Source organism: Sphingomonas desiccabilis, assembly GCF_004135605.1.
GTDB classification, from domain to species: Bacteria; Pseudomonadota; Alphaproteobacteria; order Sphingomonadales; family Sphingomonadaceae; genus Sphingomonas; species Sphingomonas desiccabilis.
Map to the genome: position 1 here is coordinate 1,008,074 of NZ_SDPT01000002.1, position 22,429 is coordinate 1,030,502.

Annotated in this window: 23 protein-coding genes; 10 read left to right on the top strand and 13 right to left on the bottom strand. The window is 68.8% G+C overall.

Translation table 11 applies throughout. From position 1 onward, the window contains the following. Window positions 1–20 precede the first annotated feature (20 nt). Window positions 21–674, bottom strand: a complete 654-nt coding sequence (locus EO081_RS12950) for a fasciclin domain-containing protein (RefSeq protein WP_129342293.1) — start codon at window positions 672–674, stop codon at window positions 21–23. Between the two features lie 109 nt (window positions 675–783). After that, window positions 784–1,686 (bottom strand): hydrogen peroxide-inducible genes activator, encoded by a 903-nt coding sequence (locus tag EO081_RS12955; protein WP_129342294.1) that lies wholly within the window; start codon window positions 1,684–1,686, stop codon window positions 784–786. A gap of 154 nt (window positions 1,687–1,840) precedes the next feature. Between EO081_RS12955 and epsC the strand changes: the two genes are divergently transcribed. Beyond that, a complete protein-coding gene (epsC, locus tag EO081_RS12960) occupies window positions 1,841–2,521 on the top strand; it encodes a serine O-acetyltransferase EpsC (protein ID WP_129342295.1) in 681 nt (226 codons plus the stop codon). After that, a complete protein-coding gene (locus tag EO081_RS12965; protein WP_129342296.1) occupies window positions 2,521–2,865 on the top strand; it encodes a DUF2794 domain-containing protein in 345 nt (114 codons plus the stop codon). The genes epsC and EO081_RS12965 overlap by 1 nt, the downstream gene beginning before the upstream one ends. 107 nt (window positions 2,866–2,972) lie before the next feature. Here the strand turns inward: EO081_RS12965 and EO081_RS12970 are convergent, their stop codons facing one another. The 8 genes from EO081_RS12970 to EO081_RS13005 all read right to left on the bottom strand — a co-directional run bounded on the left by EO081_RS12970 (window position 2,973) and on the right by EO081_RS13005 (window position 10,581). Beyond that, a complete protein-coding gene (locus EO081_RS12970; protein WP_129342297.1) occupies window positions 2,973–3,326 on the bottom strand; it encodes a hypothetical protein in 354 nt (117 codons plus the stop codon). A gap of 71 nt (window positions 3,327–3,397) precedes the next feature. Then, a complete protein-coding gene (gene phoB, locus EO081_RS12975) occupies window positions 3,398–4,090 on the bottom strand; it encodes a phosphate regulon transcriptional regulator PhoB (protein ID WP_129342298.1) in 693 nt (230 codons plus the stop codon). An 11-nt stretch (window positions 4,091–4,101) separates the two neighbouring features. Continuing rightward, window positions 4,102–4,800 (bottom strand): phosphate signaling complex protein PhoU, encoded by a 699-nt coding sequence (phoU, locus tag EO081_RS12980; protein ID WP_129342299.1) that lies wholly within the window; start codon window positions 4,798–4,800, stop codon window positions 4,102–4,104. A gap of 10 nt (window positions 4,801–4,810) precedes the next feature. After that, window positions 4,811–5,557 (bottom strand): phosphate ABC transporter ATP-binding protein PstB, encoded by a 747-nt coding sequence (gene pstB / locus EO081_RS12985; RefSeq protein ID WP_221215062.1) that lies wholly within the window; start codon window positions 5,555–5,557, stop codon window positions 4,811–4,813. A 35-nt stretch (window positions 5,558–5,592) separates the two neighbouring features. Beyond that, the gene (gene pstA, locus EO081_RS12990; protein ID WP_375781650.1) at window positions 5,593–6,888 is read right to left on the bottom strand and encodes a phosphate ABC transporter permease PstA; all 1,296 of its coding nucleotides are present in this window, start codon (window positions 6,886–6,888) and stop codon (window positions 5,593–5,595) included. Beyond that, window positions 6,881–8,257 carry a phosphate ABC transporter permease subunit PstC gene (gene pstC / locus EO081_RS12995; protein ID WP_129342301.1) on the bottom strand — a complete coding sequence of 459 codons (1,377 nt, stop codon included), beginning with the start codon at window positions 8,255–8,257 and terminating at the stop codon, window positions 6,881–6,883. Before pstC ends, pstA begins: the two co-directional genes overlap by 8 nt. 7 nt (window positions 8,258–8,264) lie before the next feature. Then, on the bottom strand, window positions 8,265–9,296 hold the full coding sequence (locus EO081_RS13000) for a substrate-binding domain-containing protein (protein WP_129342302.1): 1,032 nt from the start codon (window positions 9,294–9,296) through the stop codon (window positions 8,265–8,267). A gap of 73 nt (window positions 9,297–9,369) precedes the next feature. Next, window positions 9,370–10,581, bottom strand: coding sequence for an ATP-binding protein (locus tag EO081_RS13005; RefSeq protein WP_129342303.1), 1,212 nt, complete (start codon window positions 10,579–10,581; stop codon window positions 9,370–9,372). A gap of 118 nt (window positions 10,582–10,699) precedes the next feature. On the opposite strand from EO081_RS13005, the gene EO081_RS13010 reads away from it, so the two are divergent. From EO081_RS13010 to EO081_RS13025, 4 genes are all read left to right on the top strand, one after another. Continuing rightward, window positions 10,700–11,107: a hypothetical protein gene (locus tag EO081_RS13010; RefSeq protein WP_240697664.1), complete on the top strand. Its 408-nt coding sequence runs from the start codon at window positions 10,700–10,702 to the stop codon at window positions 11,105–11,107. An 80-nt stretch (window positions 11,108–11,187) separates the two neighbouring features. Further along, the gene (locus EO081_RS13015; RefSeq protein ID WP_311720797.1) at window positions 11,188–11,427 is read left to right on the top strand and encodes an HPr-rel-A system PqqD family peptide chaperone; all 240 of its coding nucleotides are present in this window, start codon (window positions 11,188–11,190) and stop codon (window positions 11,425–11,427) included. After that, window positions 11,424–12,287: an HprK-related kinase A gene (locus EO081_RS13020; RefSeq protein WP_129342305.1), complete on the top strand. Its 864-nt coding sequence runs from the start codon at window positions 11,424–11,426 to the stop codon at window positions 12,285–12,287. Before EO081_RS13015 ends, EO081_RS13020 begins: the two co-directional genes overlap by 4 nt. After that, window positions 12,284–13,327 (top strand): nucleotidyltransferase domain-containing protein, encoded by a 1,044-nt coding sequence (locus EO081_RS13025; protein ID WP_129342306.1) that lies wholly within the window; start codon window positions 12,284–12,286, stop codon window positions 13,325–13,327. The genes EO081_RS13020 and EO081_RS13025 overlap by 4 nt, the downstream gene beginning before the upstream one ends. Before the next feature lie 3 nt (window positions 13,328–13,330). On the opposite strand, the gene EO081_RS13030 is transcribed toward EO081_RS13025, so the two are convergent. The 3 genes from EO081_RS13030 to EO081_RS13040 are packed head-to-tail and all read right to left on the bottom strand — an operon-like array spanning window position 13,331 to window position 15,295. Beyond that, window positions 13,331–13,804, bottom strand: a complete 474-nt coding sequence (locus EO081_RS13030; protein WP_129342307.1) for an OsmC family protein — start codon at window positions 13,802–13,804, stop codon at window positions 13,331–13,333. An 8-nt stretch (window positions 13,805–13,812) separates the two neighbouring features. Next, entirely contained in the window at window positions 13,813–14,604 is a 792-nt protein-coding gene (locus tag EO081_RS13035) for an SDR family NAD(P)-dependent oxidoreductase (RefSeq protein WP_129342308.1), read from the bottom strand. A gap of 7 nt (window positions 14,605–14,611) precedes the next feature. After that, window positions 14,612–15,295 (bottom strand): HAD-IA family hydrolase, encoded by a 684-nt coding sequence (locus EO081_RS13040; RefSeq protein ID WP_129342309.1) that lies wholly within the window; start codon window positions 15,293–15,295, stop codon window positions 14,612–14,614. A gap of 75 nt (window positions 15,296–15,370) precedes the next feature. Between EO081_RS13040 and glmU the strand changes: the two genes are divergently transcribed. The 4 genes from glmU to EO081_RS13060 all read left to right on the top strand — a co-directional run bounded on the left by glmU (window position 15,371) and on the right by EO081_RS13060 (window position 22,340). After that, window positions 15,371–16,729 (top strand): bifunctional UDP-N-acetylglucosamine diphosphorylase/glucosamine-1-phosphate N-acetyltransferase GlmU, encoded by a 1,359-nt coding sequence (glmU, locus tag EO081_RS13045; protein ID WP_129342310.1) that lies wholly within the window; start codon window positions 15,371–15,373, stop codon window positions 16,727–16,729. A gap of 1 nt (window position 16,730) precedes the next feature. Continuing rightward, the gene (gene glmS, locus EO081_RS13050; RefSeq protein ID WP_129342311.1) at window positions 16,731–18,554 is read left to right on the top strand and encodes a glutamine--fructose-6-phosphate transaminase (isomerizing); all 1,824 of its coding nucleotides are present in this window, start codon (window positions 16,731–16,733) and stop codon (window positions 18,552–18,554) included. 139 nt (window positions 18,555–18,693) lie between these two features. After that, window positions 18,694–20,559 (top strand): putative bifunctional diguanylate cyclase/phosphodiesterase, encoded by a 1,866-nt coding sequence (locus EO081_RS13055; RefSeq protein ID WP_129342312.1) that lies wholly within the window; start codon window positions 18,694–18,696, stop codon window positions 20,557–20,559. After that, window positions 20,559–22,340, top strand: a complete 1,782-nt coding sequence (locus EO081_RS13060) for a sensor histidine kinase (RefSeq protein WP_129342313.1) — start codon at window positions 20,559–20,561, stop codon at window positions 22,338–22,340. The genes EO081_RS13055 and EO081_RS13060 overlap by 1 nt, the downstream gene beginning before the upstream one ends. Window positions 22,341–22,429 lie beyond the last annotated feature (89 nt).

Genomic DNA, 22,429 nt, shown 5'->3' on the forward strand with positions numbered 1-22,429 from the left:
CGAACCCTCCTCCGAAAAGATCAGCCGAGTTTCGGAACGAGTACGCCGTTCACGACGTGGAAGACACCGTTCGACTGGTTGACGTCATAGGTCGTCACATAGGCCTTGGTGCCATTCGCATCCGTCAGCGTGATCGCACCGTTCTCCAGGCCTGCGGTCAGCGGCTGGCCTGCGACCGTGGTCAGCGTCAACGTGCCGCCGGCGCTCTCGATCTGCTTCTTGAGGGTCACGGCATCGAGCTTCCCCGACACCACATGGTAGTTGAGGATCTTGGCGAGGGTCGCCTTGTTTTCCGGCTTCAGCAACGTGTCCATCGTGCCGGGCGCAAGCCGGCCGAACGCATCATTGTCGGGCGCGAACACGGTGAAGGGGCCCGGGCCGGCAAGTGCCGTATCGACGCCCGCGGTCTTGAGGGCATTGACCAGCGTCGCCAGGTTCGGCGCTGCGGCCAGGTTCTCGACGATCGGCTTGGCGGCCGCCATCTGCGCGCCACCGACGGCCGGGTTCGGCTTGGCGGCTGCGGTATCGGCGGGGGCGGCGGTGGTGCCGGGCGCGGCCGGCGTGGTCTGCGGAGCCGTCTGGGGTGCGGGCGTCGCGGTCGTGGTCTGCGCCAGCGCCGGTGCCGCGGTCGCGGCAACGACGGCCAGAGCGGATACGATCGGAAGACGGAACATCAGTTTCTCCTCAACAGGGGTGGATTGCGCGTCTGCGACGCAACGCCTGGGGAGGGCGATCGGATCTCCCCGAGGCCCATGTTGTCCACCCCGTCGGGATGAGCCGTGGTCAGCGCGCGGTGGAGAGCACGCCCGCGAGCAGTCGGAAGTCGCGCTCGCGCGGGGAGGCGCGCCGCCACACCAGCGCGATCTCGCGCGATGCCTTGGGTGCATCGATCTTGCGGGCGACGACCTGCGTATGATCGAGGATGCCGGCCTCCACCGCCATCTCGGGCAGCATCGTGTGGCCCAGGCCGTTGTCGACCATCTGGACGATGGTGTGGAGCGAGGTGCCCAGCATCGTCGCCCTTCCGCGCAGTTCTGGATGCGGGCAGGCGCGCAGCGCATGGTCCTTCAGGCAGTGGCCGTCCTCCAGCAGCAGCAGGCGGGCGGCATCGATGTCGTCGGCCACCATCGGCCCGGCTCCCGGATGTGCGTCGCCCTGCGGCACCGCCAGATAGAGCGGGTCGTCGAACAGCGGCGCCACCTCCACGTCGCCACAGGCAAAGGGAAGGGCGAGCAGCACGCAGTCGGATCGTCCGTGATGCAGCGCCTCGCACGCCGCCTGGCTCGGCTCCTCGCGCAGGAACAGCTTGAGGTCGGGATAATCCTCACGCAGCCGCGGCAGGATGCGGGGCAGCAGGAACGGCGCGATGGTAGGAATCACGCTCATCCGCATCTCGCCCGACAGCGGCCGCCCTGCCGCCCGCGCCATGTCGGCGAGTTCCTCCGCCTCACGGATCACCGTGCGCGCCTTGTCGACGATCGCTTCGCCCAGCGGCGTGAACCGCACGACCCGCCGCGTCCGCTCGACCAGCGTGACGCCGATCAGCGTCTCCAGTTCGCGGATGCCGGCCGACAGCGTCGACTGGGTGACGAACGAGGCCTCCGCCGCGCGCCCGAAATGGCCGGCATCCCGGAGTGCGACGAGATATTGGAGCTGCTTCAGGGTGGGCAGATAGGTGGTGCTCATGGCAGCGTCTTATCGGCGGCATCGATCAAGTTCCAGTGATTGAGCGAGTGGAACGTTGATGCTGCGAAAGGCCGCGCCGTGCGTTCCATACCGCGGTTGCTGGAAATTCCCCAGCAGGCGTCCTAAATGGCCTCGAAACGGGGAAGGGACTAGCATGGTCGGCCGGCTCGGCGCGTATCTGGATTCGATCAAGGCCCGGGACCCGGCGCCGCGTTCGCGCGCCGAGATCCTGCTGTACCCTGGCGTCTGGGCGCTCGGCTTCCACCGCATCGCCCATCGCCTGTTCCAGTCGCGGCTGTTCTTCCTTGCGCGCGCGGTGAACCACCTCGCGCGGTTCCTGACGGTGATCGACATCCACCCAGGCGCGAAAATCGGGCGCAACTTCTTCATCGACCACGGCTTCACCGTCATCGGCGAAACGGCGGAGATCGGCGACAACGTCACCATCTACCAGAATGTGACGCTCGGCGGGACCAGCCCCGATAATGGCATTGCCGGCAAGCGGCACCCGACGATCGGCGATGGCGCGATCATCGGGTCGGGCGCGCAGGTGCTGGGGCCGATCCAGGTCGGTGCACGCGCGCGCGTCGGCGCCAATGCCGTCGTCACGCGCGATGTGCCGGAAGGCGCGGTGATGGTCGGCATCCCGGCGCGGCCGACGCTGGTCGACTCCACCGCCTATCAGCGCGACTTCGTGCCCTATGGCACGCCCTGTCGGGAGATGCAGGATCCGCAGGCGCAGAAGATCGAGACGCTGCGCTGCGAGCTGGAAGCGCTCCGCCGCCGGCTGGACGTGGCGGTGGCCGAAGCCGAAGAGCATCGCAACCGCGCCTGATGGGAGTCGTCACCCCCTTTCCAGCAGGCGCGGGACGTCCGAGCCAGACGGGGTTCGAACGTGCCGAACTGGCACGTATCCTCGACCTCTACGGCCGAATGGTCGCAGCCGGGCACTGGCGCGACTATGCGATCGATCTTGGGCGCGATGCGGCCGTGTTCTCCGCCTTCCGGCGATCTGCCGAGCGGCCGGAGTTCCGCATCGAGAAGCGCCCGGCCCTGCGCAACCGTCAGGGCATGTGGGCGCTCGTCAACGAGGTCGGCGCCGTCCTCAAGCGGGGGCATGAGCTTGGGCCGGTGCTCGCGCCCGTCGAGCGCCGTCTGATGAAGCTGGTCGAGGACTGAACCGTCCTCGGCGGACGCTCGCTGGCGGACCGCTTCCTTCCCCGATGCACGAACGCGCGCCTTCCGCTGGGAGGACGCGCGCTGTGGGCGCTTGCGGCGCGTAGGGCTTACTTGCCGCCGGGATTGCGGCAGCTGTCCTTCACGGTGCGCGAGCAGACCGGATAATCCTGCTGCGCGGCCGGCGGCGGGTTGGTCGCGGGCGGTGCAAAGGTGATCGGGCCGGTCGTCGACGGCGCCATGGTCGACGAGGGCGCGCCCGTCGTCGTGTCGGTGCCGGTGGTCGTCGTCGTATCGGGTCCCATCGTGGTCGTCGTGTCGGTACCGGTCGTGGTGGTGGAGTCCGGCGTCATCGTGCTGGTGACGTCCCCGGTGGTGCCGGTCTGTCCGGTGGTGCCCGGCGTGGTCTGGGCAACAGCGGCGCCGCTGAGGGTGAGTGCGGCGGCAAGAGCAAGGAGCTTCATGGTATCTTCTCCTGGAATTGGTTCTGGCCGACCCTCAACGCGCGATTTTCGGAATCTTTCCGTAACGATTCTCAGTTCCCCGCATCCAGCGCATAGCCCGCCGACCGGACGGTACGGATGATGTCGGGCATTCCCTCACCATTGATGGCCTTGCGCAGTCGCCGGATGTGCACGTCCACGGTGCGCGTCTCGATCTCCGTATCGCGCCCCCACACGGCATCCAGCAGCCGCTCGCGCGAGAACACCCAGCCGGGATGCTGGAGGAAGTGCTTGAGAAGCCGGAATTCCGTCGGGCCCAGCGGGACGAGCTCGCCCGCGCGGCGGACCTTGTGACCCACCGTGTCCATCTCGATGTCGGCGTAGCTCAGGGTTTCGCCCGCAAGGGCGGGGCGCACCCGGCGGAGCACGGCCTTCACGCGTGCGACCAGCTCGCGCGGGGAAAAGGGCTTGGTCACATAATCGTCGGCGCCCGTCTCCAGTCCGCGCACCCGGTCCTCTTCCTCGCCGCGTGCGGTCAGCATGATGATGGGGACGTTGGCCGTCTCGGGCGCGCGGCGGAGGCGGCGGCACACCTCGATGCCCGGCAGCCCCTCCACCATCCAGTCGAGCAGTACCAGGTCCGGCGTCGCCTCGCGTGCGAGCAGCAGCGCCTCCTCCCCGTCGGGCGTTTGGCGCACGTCGAAGTCCTCGCGGCGGAAATGATAGGCGAGCAGCTCCGCGAGCGCCGCATCATCCTCCACGAGCAACATGCTGGGCTTGGCCATGGCGGGATCCTTCAGAGGTCGGAAGGCTCGGCCGGTTCGCGGTCGGCCAGGTAGCGGCCGGTCGCCGCGAAATAGACCATCTCCGCCACGTTGGTGGCGTGGTCGCCGATGCGCTCCAGGTTCTTGGCGACGAACAGCAGGTGCGCGACCTGTCCGATGGTGCGCGGGTTCTCGACCATGAAGGTCACCAGCGTGCGGAAGATGCTGTCGTAGAAGTCGTCCAGCGCCCGGTCGCGCTCGCACACCGCCACGGCTGCCTCGGCATTGCGCGCGGAAAAGGCGTCCAGCACGTCATGGACCATGTCGCTCGCCATCTGCGCCATGGCGGGCAGCAGCGAGACCGCCTCGATGCGGTCCTCGCCCTGGTGGATCATCGGCACGCGCTTGGCGATGTTCTTGGCATAGTCGCCGATGCGCTCGACCACGGCCGCGATCTTGAGTGCCGCGACGACCTCGCGCAGGTCGTCCGCCATCGGCGCGCGCAGGGCGATCACCCGCACCACCAGTCGCTCGACCTCGGCCTGGATGGCGTCGATCTTCGCGTCGGCCGTGCGGACCTCCTTCGCCAGCGTCGGGTCGTTGCGCTGGAGCGCGAGCATCGCGTCCGAGATGCCCTGCTCGGCAAGGCCCCCCATCTGCGAGATCAGCGCGCGCAGGTGCCCGATCTCCTCGTCGAACGCCTTGACCGTATGTTCGTGGCCCGTGGGCATGCTCGTCTCCTCAGCCGTAGCGGCCGGTGATGTAATCCTTGGTCCGCTCCTGGCGGGGATTGGTGAAGATCTCGGACGTGACGCCATATTCCACCAGGTTGCCCAGGTGGAAAAAGGCCGTGCGCTGCGACACGCGGGCTGCCTGCTGCATGTTGTGGGTGACGATCACGATCGCGTAGCGGCCGCGGAGCTCGTGAATCAGCTCCTCGATCTTGGCGGTCGCGATCGGATCGAGCGCCGAACAGGGCTCGTCCATCAGGATCACTTCCGGATCAACCGCGATCGCCCGTGCGATGCAGAGACGCTGCTGCTGGCCCCCCGAAAGGGCCGTGCCGCTGTCGGAGAGGCGATCCTTGACCTCTTCCCACAGACCCGCGCGCCGCAGCGAGCGCTCGACGATCGCCTCCAGATCCGCACGGCTCGGGGCAAGCCCGTGGATGCGCGGGCCATAGGCCACGTTCTCGAAGATCGATTTGGGGAAGGGGTTCGGCTTCTGGAACACCATGCCGACCCGGGCGCGCAACTGCACCACGTCCATCGACTTGTCGTAGATGTCCTCGCCATCGAGGCGGATGTCGCCCGTCACGCGCGCGTTGCCGACCGTGTCGTTCATGCGGTTGAGCGTGCGCAGGAACGTCGACTTGCCGCAACCCGACGGGCCGATGAACGCGGTCACCCGGTCCATGTCGACGTCGATGGAGACGTCCTTGATCGCCTGCTTGTCGCCGTAGAAGACGTTGACGTCGCGCGCCGACATCTTCGGCGCTGCGGTGTCGGATGTGGGGCTATGGTTCACCAGCGGGTCTCGAAACGGTTGCGGAGATAGATGGCAAAGGCGTTCATCGCGAGCAGGAACGCCAGCAGCACCAGGATCGCGGCCGACGTCTTCTCGATGAAGCCGCGGCTGACCTGGTCGGACCAGAGGAAGATCTGCACCGGCAGCACGGTCGCCGGCGCGCTCAGGCCGTCCGGCGCCTGGACGATGAAGGCGCGCATCCCGATCATCAGCAGCGGTGCGGTCTCACCCAATGCGCGCGCCATGCCGATGATGGTGCCGGTCAGGATGCCGGGAAGCGCCAGCGGCAGGACATGGTGGAACACCACCTGCACCGGGCTGGCACCGACACCCAGAGCGGCGTCGCGGATCGAGGGCGGCACCGCCTTGATGGCGTTGCGGCCCGCGATCACGATCACCGGCATGATCATCAGCGCGAGCGTCAGGCCGCCCACGATCGGCGCCGAGCGCGGCAGGTTGAAGGTGCCGAGGAACAACGCGAGCCCCAGCAGACCGAAGATGATCGAGGGCACCGCCGCCAGATTGTTGATCGACACCTCGATCAGGTCGGTCCAGCGGTTCTTGGGGGCATATTCCTCCAGGTAGAGCGCGGACAGCACGCCCACCGGGAAGGCGATCAGCAATGTGATCGCCATGGTGAGCAGCGAACCCTTGAGCGCGCCCCAGATGCCGACTGCGGTCGGGTCCGTGGAATCGGCTCCCGTCAGGAAGCCCCAGTTGAAGCCGCTTCGGATCGCACCGACTGCCTTCAGGCGCTCGACCATCTGCTCGGCGGCAGGCTCGCCGGTCGCCTTATAGGCTTCCTCGATCCCGGGTGCCGCGGGCACGTAGAGCGCGGCGCGGCGCGTGAGCAGCGTCGGATCGGCCTTGATCGCATCGCGCACCGTCAGCCAGGCACTCTCGGCGATGACCGGCTGATCCTCGCCAAAGGCTTTCACCGCGGTGAGGCCGGTCACCCCTTCGAGGCCTGCTCCGGAAAGCGCCAGGTCGGCGCCCGCGCTCGCGAGCTGCGCGGGCGCCACTTCCAGCTGCGCTGTCGGGAAGTCGATCGGCAAGGCCACCTGCACCCGCTGGAACCCGCCGATGCCGGCAGTCAGCATCGACACGAGCAGGAAGGCGAGGAAGCCGGCGGACAGCAGCACCGCCAGCAGCCCCAGCAGCCGGAAGCGACGTTCGGCAGCGTAGCGGCGACGGATGCGCCGCTGCATCGACCGGGTGTTCCAGTCCGTGGGGCGGCGCTCGGCCGGCTCGTGGCCGGCGGCGGGGACGCCCGCGACGAGGGGGCTATTCATAGGCTTCCCGATAGCGCTTCACGACGCGCAGGGCGACGATGTTGAGGAGCAGGGTGACGACGAACAGCGTCAGGCCCAGGGCGAAGGCGGCAAGCGTCTTGGGGCTGTCGAACTCCGCCTCGCCGGTCAGCAGGTCGACGATCTGCTTGGTGACGGTGGTGGTGCTCTCGAACGGGTTGAGCGTGATGGTGGCGGCGCCGGAGGCGGCCATCACCACGATCATGGTCTCGCCGATCGCGCGGCTGACGGCGAGCAGGACGCCCGCGACCACGCCGGGGAGGGCTGCGGGGAGCAGCACCCGGCGGATCGTCTCCGACGTGGTGGCGCCCATCGCCAGGCTGCCATCGCGCATCGAACGGGGGACCGCGGCGATGGAGTCGTCGGCCATGGACGAGACGAACGGGATGATCATCACCCCCATCACCAGCCCGGCGGACAGCGCGCTCTCGGAGCTGGCATAGGGCATGCCCAGCATCACCGCGAGGTCGCGGATGGCCGGTCCCACGGTCAGCGCGGCGAAATAGCCGTAGACCACGGTCGGGATGCCGGCGAGGATCTCCAGGATCGGCTTCATCCAGCGGCGCGTGGTCGGCCGGGCATATTGGGTGAGATAGATCGCGCTCATCAGCCCGAACGGAATCGCGACCAGCATCGCGATCACCGCGCCGATGAAGAAGGTTCCCCAGAACAGCGGCACCGCGCCCAGCGTCTCGCCGGGGTCGCTCGCGCGGATCACCTGCGGGCTCCAGCGCGTGCCGAACAGGAAATCGGTGATCGGCACGATCGAGAAGAAGCGTCCGCTCTCGAACAGGAGGGACAGGAAGATGCCGAGCGTAGTCAGGATCGCGATCAGCGAGGCGCCCAGCAGCAGCAGCATGACCGCACGCTCGACGCGGGTGCGTGCGCGGAATTCGGGACGGATGCGGGTGAAGGCGAAGGCCGCGCCGGCAAAGGCGAGCAGCAGCGCCACGGCCGTGCCGATCCACCGATAGCGCGCCTGCGCGGTCGCGAAAACCGGCGCCAGCGGCTCGGAGGCGGGATTGAACGCGCCATAGGCGGTGCCGTTGGCGAGCGCACGTGCCTCCGCCAGCACCGCCGCACGCTCGAAGCCATCGGCGGGGAGGGTGGCTGCGGCCGGGCTCGCCAGCACGGCCTCCTGCGCCAGCTGCGGGGCGACCGCGGACCAGACGGCCAGGAACAGCAGCGCGGGGATCGCCACCCACATCGCCATGTACCAGCCATGCTGGCTGGGCAGCGAATGGACGCGCCCGGCACCCAGCCGCGCGAAGCTGCCGGCGCGCGCGCGGGCGACGATCCAGCCGATCAGCGCCAGGCCGACCAGCAGGAAGAAAAGGGCAAAGCTGCTCATGGGCGGATCAATGCAACGTCGTGGGATCGAGGGGGGTGCTCTGCGCAACGGTCGCGCGGGCAGCGGACCGGACCGCGTCCGGGGCGGCGATCATGCCGCGCCGGGTGAGCGGACCGTCGGGGTTCCAAGAGTCGGCATAGCGCGTCAGGAAGTCGGCCATGCCGGGCACGGCCCGCAGGTGCGCCTTCTTCACATAGATGAACAAGGGGCGCGCGCCGGGATAACTCCCGTCCGAGATCGTCTGGTAGGTCGGCGTCACGCCGTCGAGCGGCACCCCGTGCAGGCGACTGCGATTCTCCTCCAGATAGCTGAAGCCGAACACGCCGATCGCATTGGGGTTGGTGGAGAGGTTCTGCACGATGAGGTTGTCGTTCTCACCCTTGTCGACGTACGCGGCATCGTCGCGAATGCGCGTGCACAGGTCTTCGTAGCGTTCCTTGTTGCTCTCCTTGAGCGCCTTCGCCTCGGGCAGGCCGGCCTCGCAGGCGGGAACCATCACCAGTTCGACCAGAGCGTCGCGCGTGCCGCTGGTGGAGGGCGGGCCGAACACCTGGATCGGCAGGCGTGGCAGCGACGGGTTCACGTCGCTCCAGAAGCGCGCCTTCTGCGGCTTGCCGAGCGGATTGGCGGCAAGGGCCAGGTACACGTCGCGGTCGTTGAGCTGGAGCTTGGGACCGTTGTTCGCTTCCGCCAGCACGACCCCGTCGACGCCGACCTGGACCTCCATCACCTCTTTCACGCCATTGGCGATGCAGCCCTGCATCTCCGACTTCTTGATGCGGCGCGAGGCGTTCAGGATGTCGGGATGCTGCGGGCCGACGCCCGCACAGAACAGCTTCACGCCGGCCCCGGTGCCGGTCGATTCGATCACCGGGGCGCGCAGCGCCGGATTGGCGTTGATCATCGCCTCGGCAACGGCAGTGGTGAACGGGAAGACGGTCGAGGAGCCGACCACCCGAATTTGGTCGCGCGAAACGTTGCGATCGCATGCTGCGAGCGCGAGCAGCGCAGCGGTGGCAATCGCGATACGGCGGATCATCGTCGTCATCTCCACAGCGGGCGAGGGACTCGGCCGACCGTCGCTGCCGCCCTTCCGCACGTTGGTTGCCGTTTTATGACAATGCGCCGTCCTCCACCCTCGGCAGGAGGACGGTGACCGTGGTTCCGATGCCCAGGGTGCTCGCGATGTCGAGTCGTCCGCGATGGCGCTCGACGATGTGGCGCACGATGGAAAGGCCCAGGCCCGTCCCCCCGACGGCGCGGCTGCGCCCGGCGTCGACACGGTAGAAGCGCTCGGTCAGGCGGGGCAGATGCTCTGGCGGGATGCCTTCGCCCTGGTCCGCGACGCGCAGACGGACCATGTCTCCGACCGGCTCCAGCTCCACGCGCACCGGCGTGCCGGGGCGCCCATAGGCCATGGCATTGCCGACGAGGTTGTGGATGAGCTGCGACAGCTGGGCGCGGTCGCCCTTGACGGCAGGTACCTCCGCCACCTCCAGCACCAGGTCGGCACCCCGGCCGCCGTGCAGGTCCACCAGCGCACCGCGAACCTCCCGCACGAGTGCGTCGAGCGCCACCGTGGTCTCAGGAGCCCGGAACTTGCCGGCTTCGATCCGCGACAGCGAGATCAACTCGTCGATCAGCCGCTGCATGCGCCGGGTCTCGTCGAGCATGATGCCGAGGAAGCGGTCGCGCAGCTGCGGGTCCTCGCCCGCTTCCTCGCGCAACGTCTCGGCAAAGCCGCGCAGCGAGGCGAGGGGGGTGCGCAGCTCGTGGCTGGCGTTTGCCACGAAATCGACGCGCATCCGCTCGGCGGCATAAAGCTGGGTCTCGTCGACGAGTTGCACCAGCCGCCGCTCGTCGCCCACGGGTCGTACCCGCATCTCCCAGCGCTGCTCGCGCGTGCCGATGCCGACCAGGTGCGTGGTGCTGCCTGCCTCCTCCGCCGGGTCCGCGATCAGCCGCTCGGCAGCAGCAGGATGGCGGATCGCGATCCGCACGTCCTGCCCGACGATATGGGCCCCCAGCAGCGTACGTGCGGCCTCGTTCGCGCAGGCCACGCGCGTGCCCGCCGTCACCAGCACCGGCCCCGCGAGCGCGTCGATCAGCGCCTGGACGCTCGGTTGCTCCGGACGAAGGCGGGCGGGAGGCCGTGGCAGGCTTTCTTGCGCCTCTCCCGATGCTGCGATCAGGACGGCGGCGAGCCCGGCGACCGCGGCCACCACGACGGCATTGATGTCGGCGCCCAGCAGGAAACCGGCCGCGGCACCGCCAATCGCGACCCCCGCGGCGACGAGCGTGCGAATCCCTGAACCGATGGCCATGGGCGCCCTATAGGCCAGCCGGAGGTCAGCGGGAACGTCCCGCAGCGATACGGACGTTCGGTGGAAGCCCGGCGCTTGGGGATTGCGCATTCGCAGCGCTTCCAACACACAGGCCCTTGTGAGCGACGAGCAGAAACCTGAGGGCGAAGGCGCCCGCTCCGGCCTGGGCCGACGCACGCTGCTGCTGGGGGCTGCGGGTGCATCTGCGGTGGTGTCGATCCGACCCGCCCTGGCGAACACCGCCGCATCCGTGTCGCTGTGCGAGATCCCGGTTCCCGATCCGGGCCGCGCGGGCAGCTATGTCGCGCCCAATGGCGACCTGGTGCCGCCGGGTACCCGCGGAGCCCATTTGGCCGCGCGCCGGCCGTTCAAGGCCGCGGACGTGAAGCGCGCGCTCAACAACGGCGTCAACCTGCCGGGTACCACCAGCGATCAGTCGCGCGCCTACACCAACTACATCCGCCGCCTGCAGTCGGGGACGAGCGGGTTCACCTGCTTCGCTTCCCTGCAGATGCCGCGCGGCTGATCGGCCCCGCGGCGTCCACGCGAATGGCTGCAGCGGATGCAGGCGGCGGTCCTGTGCGGTTCCGCGCGCCAGCGGTGGGCGTGCTGCGCATCATGCCGCTCGACGAACTCACGGCGATCTATCACCGCGCTTCCGGCCAGACTCATCTGGTTGCGTCGCCGGTGCCGGAGATTCTTGCTGCCCTGGCCCCAGCGCCCGCCACGCTCGACGAACTGCTCGCCCGGCTGGCGGCGGGCTACGACGTCGTCGATCCGGACGCGGAGGCGTTGAGCGCGCGCGTCGCCGAACTGGTCGCGCTCGGCCTGGTGCAGTGCGCGTGAGGCACGTGTTCTCCTTGCGCATCGGGCCGGTCGGCTTCCGGGTCGGTGCGGACTGGCGCGAGCCGATCGAGGCGCTAAGGGCGCTGTACGACGACTATCCCAAGCCGCACGACGGCATTCCCGACTTTTCCGTTCGCCTGTTCGCCGCGCGCCGCTGGCGCCGCTGGGTGCGGCCGTCGATCACCATCGGCGGGGACTATGTCCTGCCCGACGCCGCGCCCCTTCCGCTGCCGCTGGGGCTGCTCGCGGCGGAAATGGGCATGAACCTGCAGATGGCGCTCGGTCAGCGGCGCTATCTCCTGCTCCATGCCGCGACCGTCGAGCGCGACGGCCGCGCGCTGCTGATGACGGGTGTCTCGGGCGCCGGCAAGTCGACGCTGGCTGCGCTGCTGATGGTGCGCGGCTGGCGGCTGATGGGCGACGAGTTCGCGCTGCTGGATCCCGCTACCGGCCTGTTGCACGGGTTCCCGAGGCTCGTGAGCCTGAAGAACCGGGCGATCGGCGTGGTCGAACAGGCGCTGCCGGCCGGGAAGTTCGGTCCCCTTCAGGCGGATACGCCGAAGGGGGACATCCGCCATCTGAAGCCGGATGCGGCGTCGGTCGCGGCGATGGACGTGCCCGCGCGGGCCGTGGCGATCCTCTTCCCCAGCTTCGGCCACGCGCCCGATATGCGGCCGGTGCCGCCAGCCGAGACGTTCGTGCGGCTGACCCAGGCCTCGACCAACTATGTCGCCCTTGGCGAGCGCGGCTTCGGCGCGCTTACCCATCTGGTCGCCACCGTGCCTACGCACGCCATCGACTATCCGGACGCCGAAACGGCGGTCGCCATGGTCGAGCGACTGTGGGAGCAGGCCGCGTGAGCGGCGCCTCGCTGGTCCGGGCGCTTCGCGACCCCGCCACGACCCACGCGCTGGACGCCGCCGGCTGGACCGGCCTCATCGCCGCGGCGCGCGCGGAACAGATCCTCGGCACGCTCGCCCACCGGCTGCAAGGCCTGCCCATGCCCGCTACCGTCGATCGCATCCTGGCGGACGCTCGCACCGCCGCCGAGCAAGGGCGCACGCTCGCGCTGTGGGAGGCGGAGATGGCCGCACAGGCGCTGCTGCCGCTCGGCGTCCCCGTCGTGCTGCTCAAGGGTACCGCCTATGTCGCCGCCGGCCTTTCGGCGGGGCAGGGCCGGAACATCGGCGACCTCGACATCCTGGTGCCCCGCGACGCGCTCGATCCGGTGGAGGCGGCGCTGCTGGCGGCCGGCTGGGAATGGGTGAAGCCCGACGCCTATGACGACGCCTATTACCGGCGCTGGATGCACGAGCTGCCGCCGCTGATCCATCGCGAACGCGACCGGATGATCGACGTGCACCACACGATCCTGCCCCTGACCGCACGCCCCACCCCAGACGCGGACGCGTTGCTGACAGGCAGCGTGCCGCTCGCAAACGGCCTCCGCGTGCTGTCTCCCGAGCACATGGTCATTCATGCAGCCGCACACCTGATTGCTGACGGCGACCTCTCGGGCGGCGTGCGCAACCTGTGGGACATAGACCGCCTATGTCGTGACTTTGGTGTGCAGGACAAGGATTTCTACCTGTCGCTGTACGAGGAGGCGCACTTCCAGGGTCTCTGGAGTCAGACCATGCGCGCGCTTCGGCTGGCGCATCAACTCTACGACACGCCGGTCATCGGTTATTGCTCGCCGCTCCGCAGCGATCTGGACGAGAAAGCTTCCGACCGCCTCTATGTCCGCCGGCTGCTCGCCCGCGACGGCTGGGGCAGGGCGACGCGTCCGGTGACGCAGGCCGGCTTCTACCTCCGCTCGCACCTGCTGCGCATGCCGCCGGGAATGCTCGCCCGCCACCTCTGGACGAAGTGGCGCAAGGGACACCGCGTCACGCCCTGACGATCATTCCGTGACGATCACCGGCTCGTGCTTGATCGGGAACCGGACCGACCGCGCGATAAAGCACAGGCGAGAGGCTTCCTCGTGCAGCGCGCGGGCATGCTCGACATCGTCGCCCGCGCCGATGGTGACTTCCGGCCGCAGCGTCACCCCCTGAAACTGGCCCGAGCCGTCGGCATTCTCCGCCATCACCCCGCTGGCGGCATCGCGATAGGCGAGCACGCGGATGCCCGCGCTGGCGCAGAGGTGGAGATACCAGAGCTGGTGGCACGCGGCGAGCGCACCGACCAGCATCTCCTCGGGGTTCCAGCGGCCCGGATCGCCGCGGAAGTCGGGATCGGCCGATCCCGCGATTTCGGGCTTGCCGGCTGCGGTCAGCAGGTGATCCCGACTATAGCCGCCATAGGAGCCGGTGCCCGACCCGGTGTTGCCGGTCCATTCGACCGCAACGGCGTAGCGATGCTCCCGGCCGGCCACCTAGCGTCTCAATGGTATCGATCCGCGGTGCGGTCGCGCGAACTGTTGGGGGCGATCTTCGCCTCCGCAGCCAGATAGGCGTCCCAGTCGCGGATGTCGGGCAGCGAGGGGATGCACACCGGCTCCTCCATCTCCAGCGCCCGCAGCGAGGCGACGACCAGGTCGTCCGCTTGCATCACCCGCTCTGGCGGGAAGTTCTCGATCGCGTTGCCGGCGATCTCGTGGAAGTCGGTCGCGATCACGCCGGGGATCAGCAACTGCACCCGCACGCCGGTCTCGGCCAGGTCCAGCTGCATGGTGCGGGTGAAATAGGCGACGAACGCCTTGGTCGCGCCATAGCCGGCGTTTCCGGCGAACTGCATGAACAGCGTGCCCGACCCGACGTTGATGATGGTGCCTCGGCTCTCCGCGCGCATCCGCGCCGCCGCCGCGTTGGCGAGCCGCGAAAAGGCGAGCACGTTCACCCGGATCATCGACTCCAGGGCGGCAGGATCGAGCCCGCCGACCGCCCCCCGCGCGGCGAAACCGGCGTTGTTGACGAACAGGTCGATCGGATCGCCTTCCGCCAGCCGGGCTTCGACCGCAGCGACCCCTTCCGGCGTTTCGAGGTCGGCGGGCAGCACCTCGACCACGATGTCGTGCGCCTCGCAGAGTTCCTCGGCAAGCGCCTCCAGCCGGTCGGCGCGGCGGGCGACCAGCACCAGGTCATGGCCGGTGCGGGCGAGATGGGTGGCGAAGCTCTTGCCGATGCCGGCGGAGGCGCCGGTGACCAGGGCGGCGGGGCGGGTGGAACTGCTCATGGCCGGCTCAACGCGCAACCCTGCCCAGCCGCTCCAGCACCGGCAGCAATTCGTCGTATCCGTCGATCACCGCGTCCGCCTCCAGTTCCTCCACCGGCTGCATCAGAAAGCCGAAGCTGCATGCAACCGAGGGGATGCCGGCGTTGCGCGCTGCGCCCGTGTCGTAGATCGAGTCCCCGACGAACGCTGCACGCCCGCCGCCGCAGCGCCGGATCATCTCGTCGATCGGCGCGCGATGCGGCTTGCCGAACCCCTTGCCCATGGTGTCGCCCCCGATCAGGCAGGCGAAGCGATCGCGAATGCCGAGCTCGCCCAGCAGCTGTTCGGCAAGGGCCTCCAGCTTGTTGGTGACGACGGCCAGCTTGACGCCGCGCGACTCCAGCGCGTCGATCGCGTCCATCGCGCCGGCGAAGGGGGCACTCTCGACCGCGATGTGGCTTTCGTAATGGTCGAGCAGCAGGCGGTAGAGCCGGTCGAGTTCCATTTCGGAACAGCCGCCGGTGCTCGCCATCCCCTGCATCAACATATGCCGTGCACCGCCCCCGATCATGGTGCGCACCGCCTCGCGTGCCAGCGGGGGCCGGCCGGCATCGGCGAGGGCATGGTTGAGCGCGTTGGCAAGGTCGCCGCTGGTGTCCACTAGCGTGCCGTCCAGGTCGAAGCCGACGATGTCGAAGGCGAAATCCATCATGACGGGGCTCATGCGGGCAAGGCACTGGCAAAGGCAAGATCGGCGTGGCAGGGCGCAGATGCCTCGGAGACGTTCATGACCCCTCGATCCATCGCCGCGATCATTCTTGCCGCCGGCAAGGGCACCCGCATGCAGTCCGACCTGCACAAGGTGCTCCACCCCGTCGCCGGCCGCCCCATGCTGCTGCACCTCGTCGACAGCGTCGCCGCGCTGGCGCCGGACCGTAGCGTGGTGGTGGTGGGCGCCGGCCGCCAGCAGGTCGAGGCGGCCGTGGCTCCGCTCGGCATCGCCACCGCGCACCAGGCCCAGCAGCTCGGCACCGGCCATGCGGTCGCCCAGGCGGAGGCCGCGCTCGACGGCTTCGATGGCGACGTGCTGGTCCTCTATGGGGACGTGCCCCTGGTCTCGGCCGCGACCATGCGGCGGATGCTGGACCGGCTGCACGGCGAAGACGCGCCTGCGACGGTCGTGCTCGGCTTTCGCCCCGCAGATCCGGGCGCCTATGGCCGGATCGTCGCCGAGGGCGACCGGATCGTGAAGATGGTCGAGTTCAAGGACGCGACTGCGGAAGAGCGCGCGCAGACGCTGTGCAACTCCGGCCTGATGGCGGTGCGCTCGTCAGACCTGTTCGCGCTGCTCGCCCGCGTGGGCAACGACAATGCCGCGGGCGAATATTACCTGCCGGACGTCGTCATGCTGGCCGCTGCCGATGGACGTGCCTCGGCCGTAATCGAGACGGATGCGGCGGAGGTCGCAGGGGTCAACAGCCGTGCCGAGCTCGCCGGGATCGAGGCTGCGTGGCAGGCGACCCGCCGCGCGCGCGCAATGGCGGAGGGGGCGACGCTGGTCGCGCCGGAGACCGTCTGGTTCGCGCACGACACGCAGATCGGCCGCGATGTCGTGATCGAGCCGAACGTCGTGTTCGGCCCCGGAGTCCGCATCGCCGACGGGGTGACGATCCGGGCGTTCAGCCATCTGGCAGGCGCGAGCGTGGGCGAAGGCGCCGAGGTCGGCCCCTATGCACGGCTGCGGCCGGGAGCCGTCTTGGAGCCGCAGGCGAAGGTCGGCAACTTCGTCGAGATGAAGAATGCAGTGCTCGGCCGCGGCGCCAAGGCCAATCACCTGACCTATCTGGGCGATGCGGAGGTCGGCGCGGGCGCGAACATCGGCGCCGGCACGATCACCTGCAACTACAACGGCTTCCTCAAGAACCGCACGCGGATCGGCGAGGGGGCGTTCGTCGGATCCAACAGCGCGCTGGTGGCCCCGGTCACGATCGGTGCCGGGGCAATCGTAGCGGCGGGCTCGGTCATCACCCGCGACGTGGCGCCGGACGCGCTGGCGGTGGCAAGGGCGGCTCAGGACGTGCGGCCCGGCTGGGCCGCGCGGTTCCGGGAAGCGATGGCGGCACTGAAGGCCGCGGGGAAGCGATAACATGTGCGGAATTGTGGGAATCATCGGGGGCGGCGACGTCGTGGACAGCCTGGTCGATGGGCTGCGGCGGCTCGAGTACCGCGGCTATGACTCGGCCGGGGTCTGCACCGTCCACGACGGCGTGCTCGATCGCCGCCGCGCCGAGGGCAAGCTCGCCAACCTGATCCGCGAGGTGCGCGACGCGCCGCTCCCCGGCGCCACCGGCATCGCCCACACCCGCTGGGCGACCCATGGCGCGCCGACCACCGCAAACGCCCATCCCCATGCCACCGGCGAGGTGGCGCTGGTCCACAATGGCATCATCGAGAATTTCAAGCCGCTGCGCGACGCGCTGATCGCCCGCGGGCGCGAGTTCCACAGCCAGACCGACAGTGAGGTCGTCGCCCACCTCGTCAGCGAGCGGATCGAGGCGGGGGACAGCCCGCAGGATGCGGTGAAGGCCGTGCTGCCGCAGCTCCATGGCGCCTTCGCCCTCGCGATCCTGTTCCGGCAGTTCCCGGATCTGCTGATCGGTGCGCGCCTCGGCTCGCCGCTGGTCGTCGGCTATGGCGACGGCGAGACCTATCTGGGATCGGATGCGCTGGCGCTGGCGCCGCTCACCCAGCGCATCTCCTATCTGGAAGAGGGCGACTGGGTGGTCCTGACCCGCGAGGGCGCGCAGGTCTTCGACAAGGACAACCACCCCGTGGAGCGGCCGATCACGATCAGCGGCGTCACCGGCGCGCTGATCGACAAGGGCAACCACCGCCACTTCATGCTCAAGGAGATCTACGAGCAGCCGGTGGTCGTCGCCCAGACGCTGCGGTCGTATCTCCGCCCCGTCGAGGAGAAGGTCGCGCTGCCCGACATGGACTTCGACCTGTCCAGCGTCGAGCGGGTCGCGATCGTCGCTTGCGGCACCGCTTCCTACGTCGGCATGATCGGCAAATACTGGATCGAGAAGTTCGCGCGGCTTCCGGTCGAGGTCGATGTCGCGTCCGAGTTCCGCTACCGCGACCCCGTGCTGCTGCCCAACACGCTGGGCGTCGTCGTGTCGCAGTCCGGTGAGACCGCCGATACGCTCGCGGCGCTGCGCCACATGAAGGCGAACGGCGTCACCACCGCCGGCATCATCAACGTGCCGACGAGTTCCATGGCGCGCGAGGTCGACCTGTTGCTGTCGACCCATGCGGGGCCGGAGATCGGCGTGGCGTCCACCAAGGCATTCACCTGCCAGCTCGCGGTCATGGCGGCGCTCGCGGTCAATCTCGCCTGCGCCAAGGGCAAGCTGACGCCGGAGGAAGAGCGCGAAATCGTCCGCCATCTCGTGGAATCCCCCGCAGCCCTCAACGCCGCGCTCGGGCATGATGCGGAGATCCAGCGCATGGCCGGCACCATCGCCGGCGCGCGCGACGTGCTCTACCTCGGGCGGGGACCGGACTATCCGCTCGCTCTGGAAGGCGCGCTCAAGCTCAAGGAAATCAGCTACATCCACGCCGAAGGGTACGCCTCGGGGGAGATGAAGCACGGCCCGATCGCGCTGATCGACGAGCATGTGCCGCTGATCGTGCTCGCGCCCTCGGGACCGTTGTTCGAGAAGACCGTGTCCAACATGCAGGAGGCGCAGGCGCGAGGCGCGCAGGTGGTGCTGATCTCGGACGCCGACGGTCTGGCGCTCGCCGGTGAGGATGCGGTCGCGACCATCGAGATGCCGAAGGTCCACCCGCTGATCGCGCCGCTCGTCTATTCGGTGCCGGTCCAGCTGCTCGCCTATCACGTCGCAGTCGCGAAGGGCACGGACGTCGACCAGCCGCGCAACCTCGCGAAGTCCGTGACCGTCGAATAACCCGCCGGCAGCCGCGAAGAGAAAAGCCAATCCGGCGCGACGTTTACCTCGCTGTAACGCGCCGCCCGGTAAGCTCCCGTCCATTTGGTGAGGGAGTCGGGCCGCGGTGCGGATACTGATTGTAGACGACGAACCGGCGATGCACGAATCCTACCGGCATGCATTCCGCAGGCCGGAAGGAGAGCGCTCCCTGTCCGCCATGGCCGCCGAGCTGTTCGAGGAAGACGGCAACGGCGCTTTGGCTGCCGATCCGGATCCGGAGCTGGAGCTCGTCCATGTCTCCCAGGGATTGGAGGCAGTCGCTGCGGTCGAGGAGGCCGTTCGCGCCGGCAGGCCGTTCGCCGTGGCGTTCATCGACGTCCGCATGCCGCCAGGCATCGACGGCAAGGAGACGGCGGCCCGGATCCGCGCGATCGATCCGGACGTGAGCCTGGTGATCGTCACCGGCTTCTCCGACTTCGCGCCGGCCGAGATCTTCCGTGCCGCCGGGCCGGCGGACAAGATCTTCTACATCGCCAAGCCGTTCGAGGCGGTCGAGGTGGTGCAGACCGCGACCGCGCTCGCGCACCGCTGGCAGCTGGACCGCGAACTCGCTGCCACCCGCGCGGCCCTGGCGGAGAAGGTGGCCCGGCTCGAGGAACAGGCGCTGGAGCTTGCCGCCAACGAGAGCAAGGCCGCCCATCTGGCCAGCCACGACTCGCTCACCGAGGCTCCCAACCGTCTGGCCTTCCTGCGCGCGCTCAGCGAACGCGTGCACGTGCCGGGTTGCTTTGCGGTGGCGATGCTCGACATCGATCGGTTCAAGCTGATCAACGACACCTTCGGCCATTTCGCGGGCGACGAAGTGATCCGCACCGTCTGCAACGTCCTGTCGGAGCAGATCGGGGACGACGGGTTGGTCGCCCGTCTCGCGGGTGACGAGTTCGGGCTGATGATGTCGGTCTCCGGCGAGGACGATGCGGTGATGCGCTGCGAGCGGCTGTTGCGTGCCTGTTCGGGGACGCTCAGCATCTTCGGACAATCGGTACAGAACACCGCCTCGATCGGCTTGGTGGTGGCCGATGCGGATCATCAGCGCGACTCCGTCGATATCATGCGTCGTGCAGACCTGGCGCTGAACGAAGCGAAGCGCGCGGGGCGCAACCTGGTCCGGGTGTTCGACGAGAGCATGGACGATTCGGTCCGCTTCCGCCGCCAGATCGAATCTGGGCTCGGCCAGGCGATGGCCAACGGCGAACTCTCGCTCGTCTACCAGCCGATCTTTGCGCGCGGCGGATTGGAGGTGGTCGCTTTCGAGGCGCTGCTTCGCTGGTGCAGCCCGGAACACGGCATGATCTCTCCGGGGATGTTCATTCCCGTCGCAGAGGAAAGTGGGCTGATCCACGATCTCGGCGACTGGGTGGTGGGCGAGGCGCTCGAAGCGGCCAAGCGCTGGCCAGGGCAATTCGTCTCCGTGAACTTCTCTCCGCGCCAGTTCCGCCGGCAGAATTTCGTGGCGCAACTGGTGGGGCAGGTCCAGCGGGCCGGCGTGTCCCCGAACCAGCTGCAGATCGAGATTACGGAAACAGCGCTCGCCGAAAATGCCGAACGCGCCGCCGACACCCTCTACCGGTTGCGGCAGATGGGCTTTCGCGTGGCGATCGACGATTTCGGCACCGGCTACTCCAGCCTGTATAATATCCGCACCTTCGCGCTCGACACGCTGAAGATCGACAGCAGCTTTGTGGACGGCATGGGACGCGAGCGCGAGTCTGCCGCGATCGTGCATTCGATCATCCATCTGGGCCGCGCGCTGGGTCTGGAGGTCGTGGCGGAGGGCGTCGAGAACGAGACTCAGCTCCAGGCGCTGCGCCTGGCAGGCTGTTCCCAGGTGCAGGGCTATTATCTCTCCCCGCCGCTGGTCGCCGAGGATGCGGTGCGGCTTGCCGAGGGCGGCAGCGTGCTCGACCCGCAGGCCCCCTGCGCACCGGAGGCGCAAGTGCCGGGTACCGGCACCACCGGCTGATGCCCGGCCGCCGGCGCGCGCATCAGGGCTGGCGCCGCCACCTGCGCGGGGCCGGCCCGACGTCCCTGTCCGGCAAGCTCGTGTGGATCCTCACCGGCATCGGCGTGGCCGGGACGCTCGGCATCGCCCTGATGCTGACGCTGGTGCTCACCCCCGGCTTCCGCCAGTTGGAGGATCAGTCTATCCAGCGCGAGACGATGCGCGCCGCCGCCGTGCTCGACACGCTGCGCCTGCAGGTGGAGGCGACGGCCCGTACGGTGGACGAGGCCGGTGCCGGCGGGAAGCCGGCGGTGCGGCTCGCGGAGGAAAGCCCGCGCGCCCGACTGCTCGTGCCGGATGATCCGCCGGACGCTCGGCGGACGGCAGAGGCATTGCGCGGTATCGATCCGGTTGCAGCCCTCGGGGACGCGCGATCGGGCAGCTTCTTCGCCTGGAACGGCGGCACGCTGATCGCCGTCGGCATCGCGCGCGTGACCGCGCGCACAGGAGGGATCCCCACCTATGCCGCGGTTGCCGAGCCGGTACACCGCGCCCAGATACAACAGCGCCTCCAGCGGGCGGTCCGGCTCGTGCCGATGGGTGCCGCTACTCCGCGGGTGGACCGCAACCGCGACAGCCTGGACCTGCGGGTGCCGATTGCAGGCTGGGACGGTCGTCCCGTCGCGGGCGTCGCCTTCTCGATCGATCGGAACCTATGGGGTCTCGGCGGCAAGCTGCTGATGTACGCGGCAGCGGGCGTCACCGCGCTGATGCTCCTTCTCCTCATCATGCTGCGGCGCATCTTCCACCGGCTGGTCCTGCAACGGCTGCACTCGGTCGAGCGGCACATGCACCAGATCGGCGACTCCGGCTCGATGGCGACGCTGCCAGATCCGGTCACCCGGGATGAAATCGGCTCGCTGGTAGCCAGCTTCAACGCGATGCTCGGCCAACTCGCCAGCCTGCGCGAGCAGCTGGAGGTGCAGTCCTTCCGCCTTGGCCGGACGGAGAGTGCCGAGGCTGCGATGCACAACGTTCGCAACGCTCTGAACCCGATCAGCACGATCCTGTCGAAGGGGCTCAGCCACGGGCTGCCGGTCGATCCTGCCACGATCGATCGGGCGCTGAACGAGCTTGGCGAGCCGGGGACGCAGCCGGAACGCCGGGCGAAGCTGGTCGCATTCCTGCGCGCCGCGCTCGCTGCCGAGCGGAGCGCGCGCGGGGAGCGGCTTTCCCAGCTGGAGATGGGGCGCGACGCTCTGCAGAACGTGCTGGAGATCATCGGCAGCCGCTCCAGCCGGGATCAGGACCGGTTGCCACTGGAGATCTGCGACGTCACCCAGTTGATCGCCCGCAACGGCGCGATCGCGCGCTATTCGCGCGAACTGTCGATCGCCACCGTGTTTCCCTCCAAATCGTGCCTGGTGCGCGCGAACCGCGTGATCCTGAGCCAGGTGATCGGCAACCTCTTCTCCAACGCGGCAGAATCCATCGCGGCCGCAGAAACGCCCGGCGCCAGCATTCGCGTTTCCATTGCCGAGCGGGAGGGCCGTGTGGAGGTCGTCATCCGCGACAATGGCGAAGGCTTCGACCCCGCGGACGGACCAGCGTTGTTCCAACGCGGCTTTTCCACCCGGAAGAACCGGTCCGGGGGGCTGGGCCTTCACTGGTGCGCGACGTCGATGATGGCGATGGGCGGCGCGCTTCGTCTGGAGAGCGAAGGCTGGGGGCGGGGAGCGCGCGCGGTGCTGACGCTTCAACGGGCGCAAGCGACGGCCGAGGCGCCGGAAATCGCCGCCTAAAGAGGGCGCGGCGCCTGTCGCGTGGTTCCAGACTTTGTTAGGAGTGGTCGGGCGAGACGGAACGCCGCATCCGCGCGATGCGGTCGCGC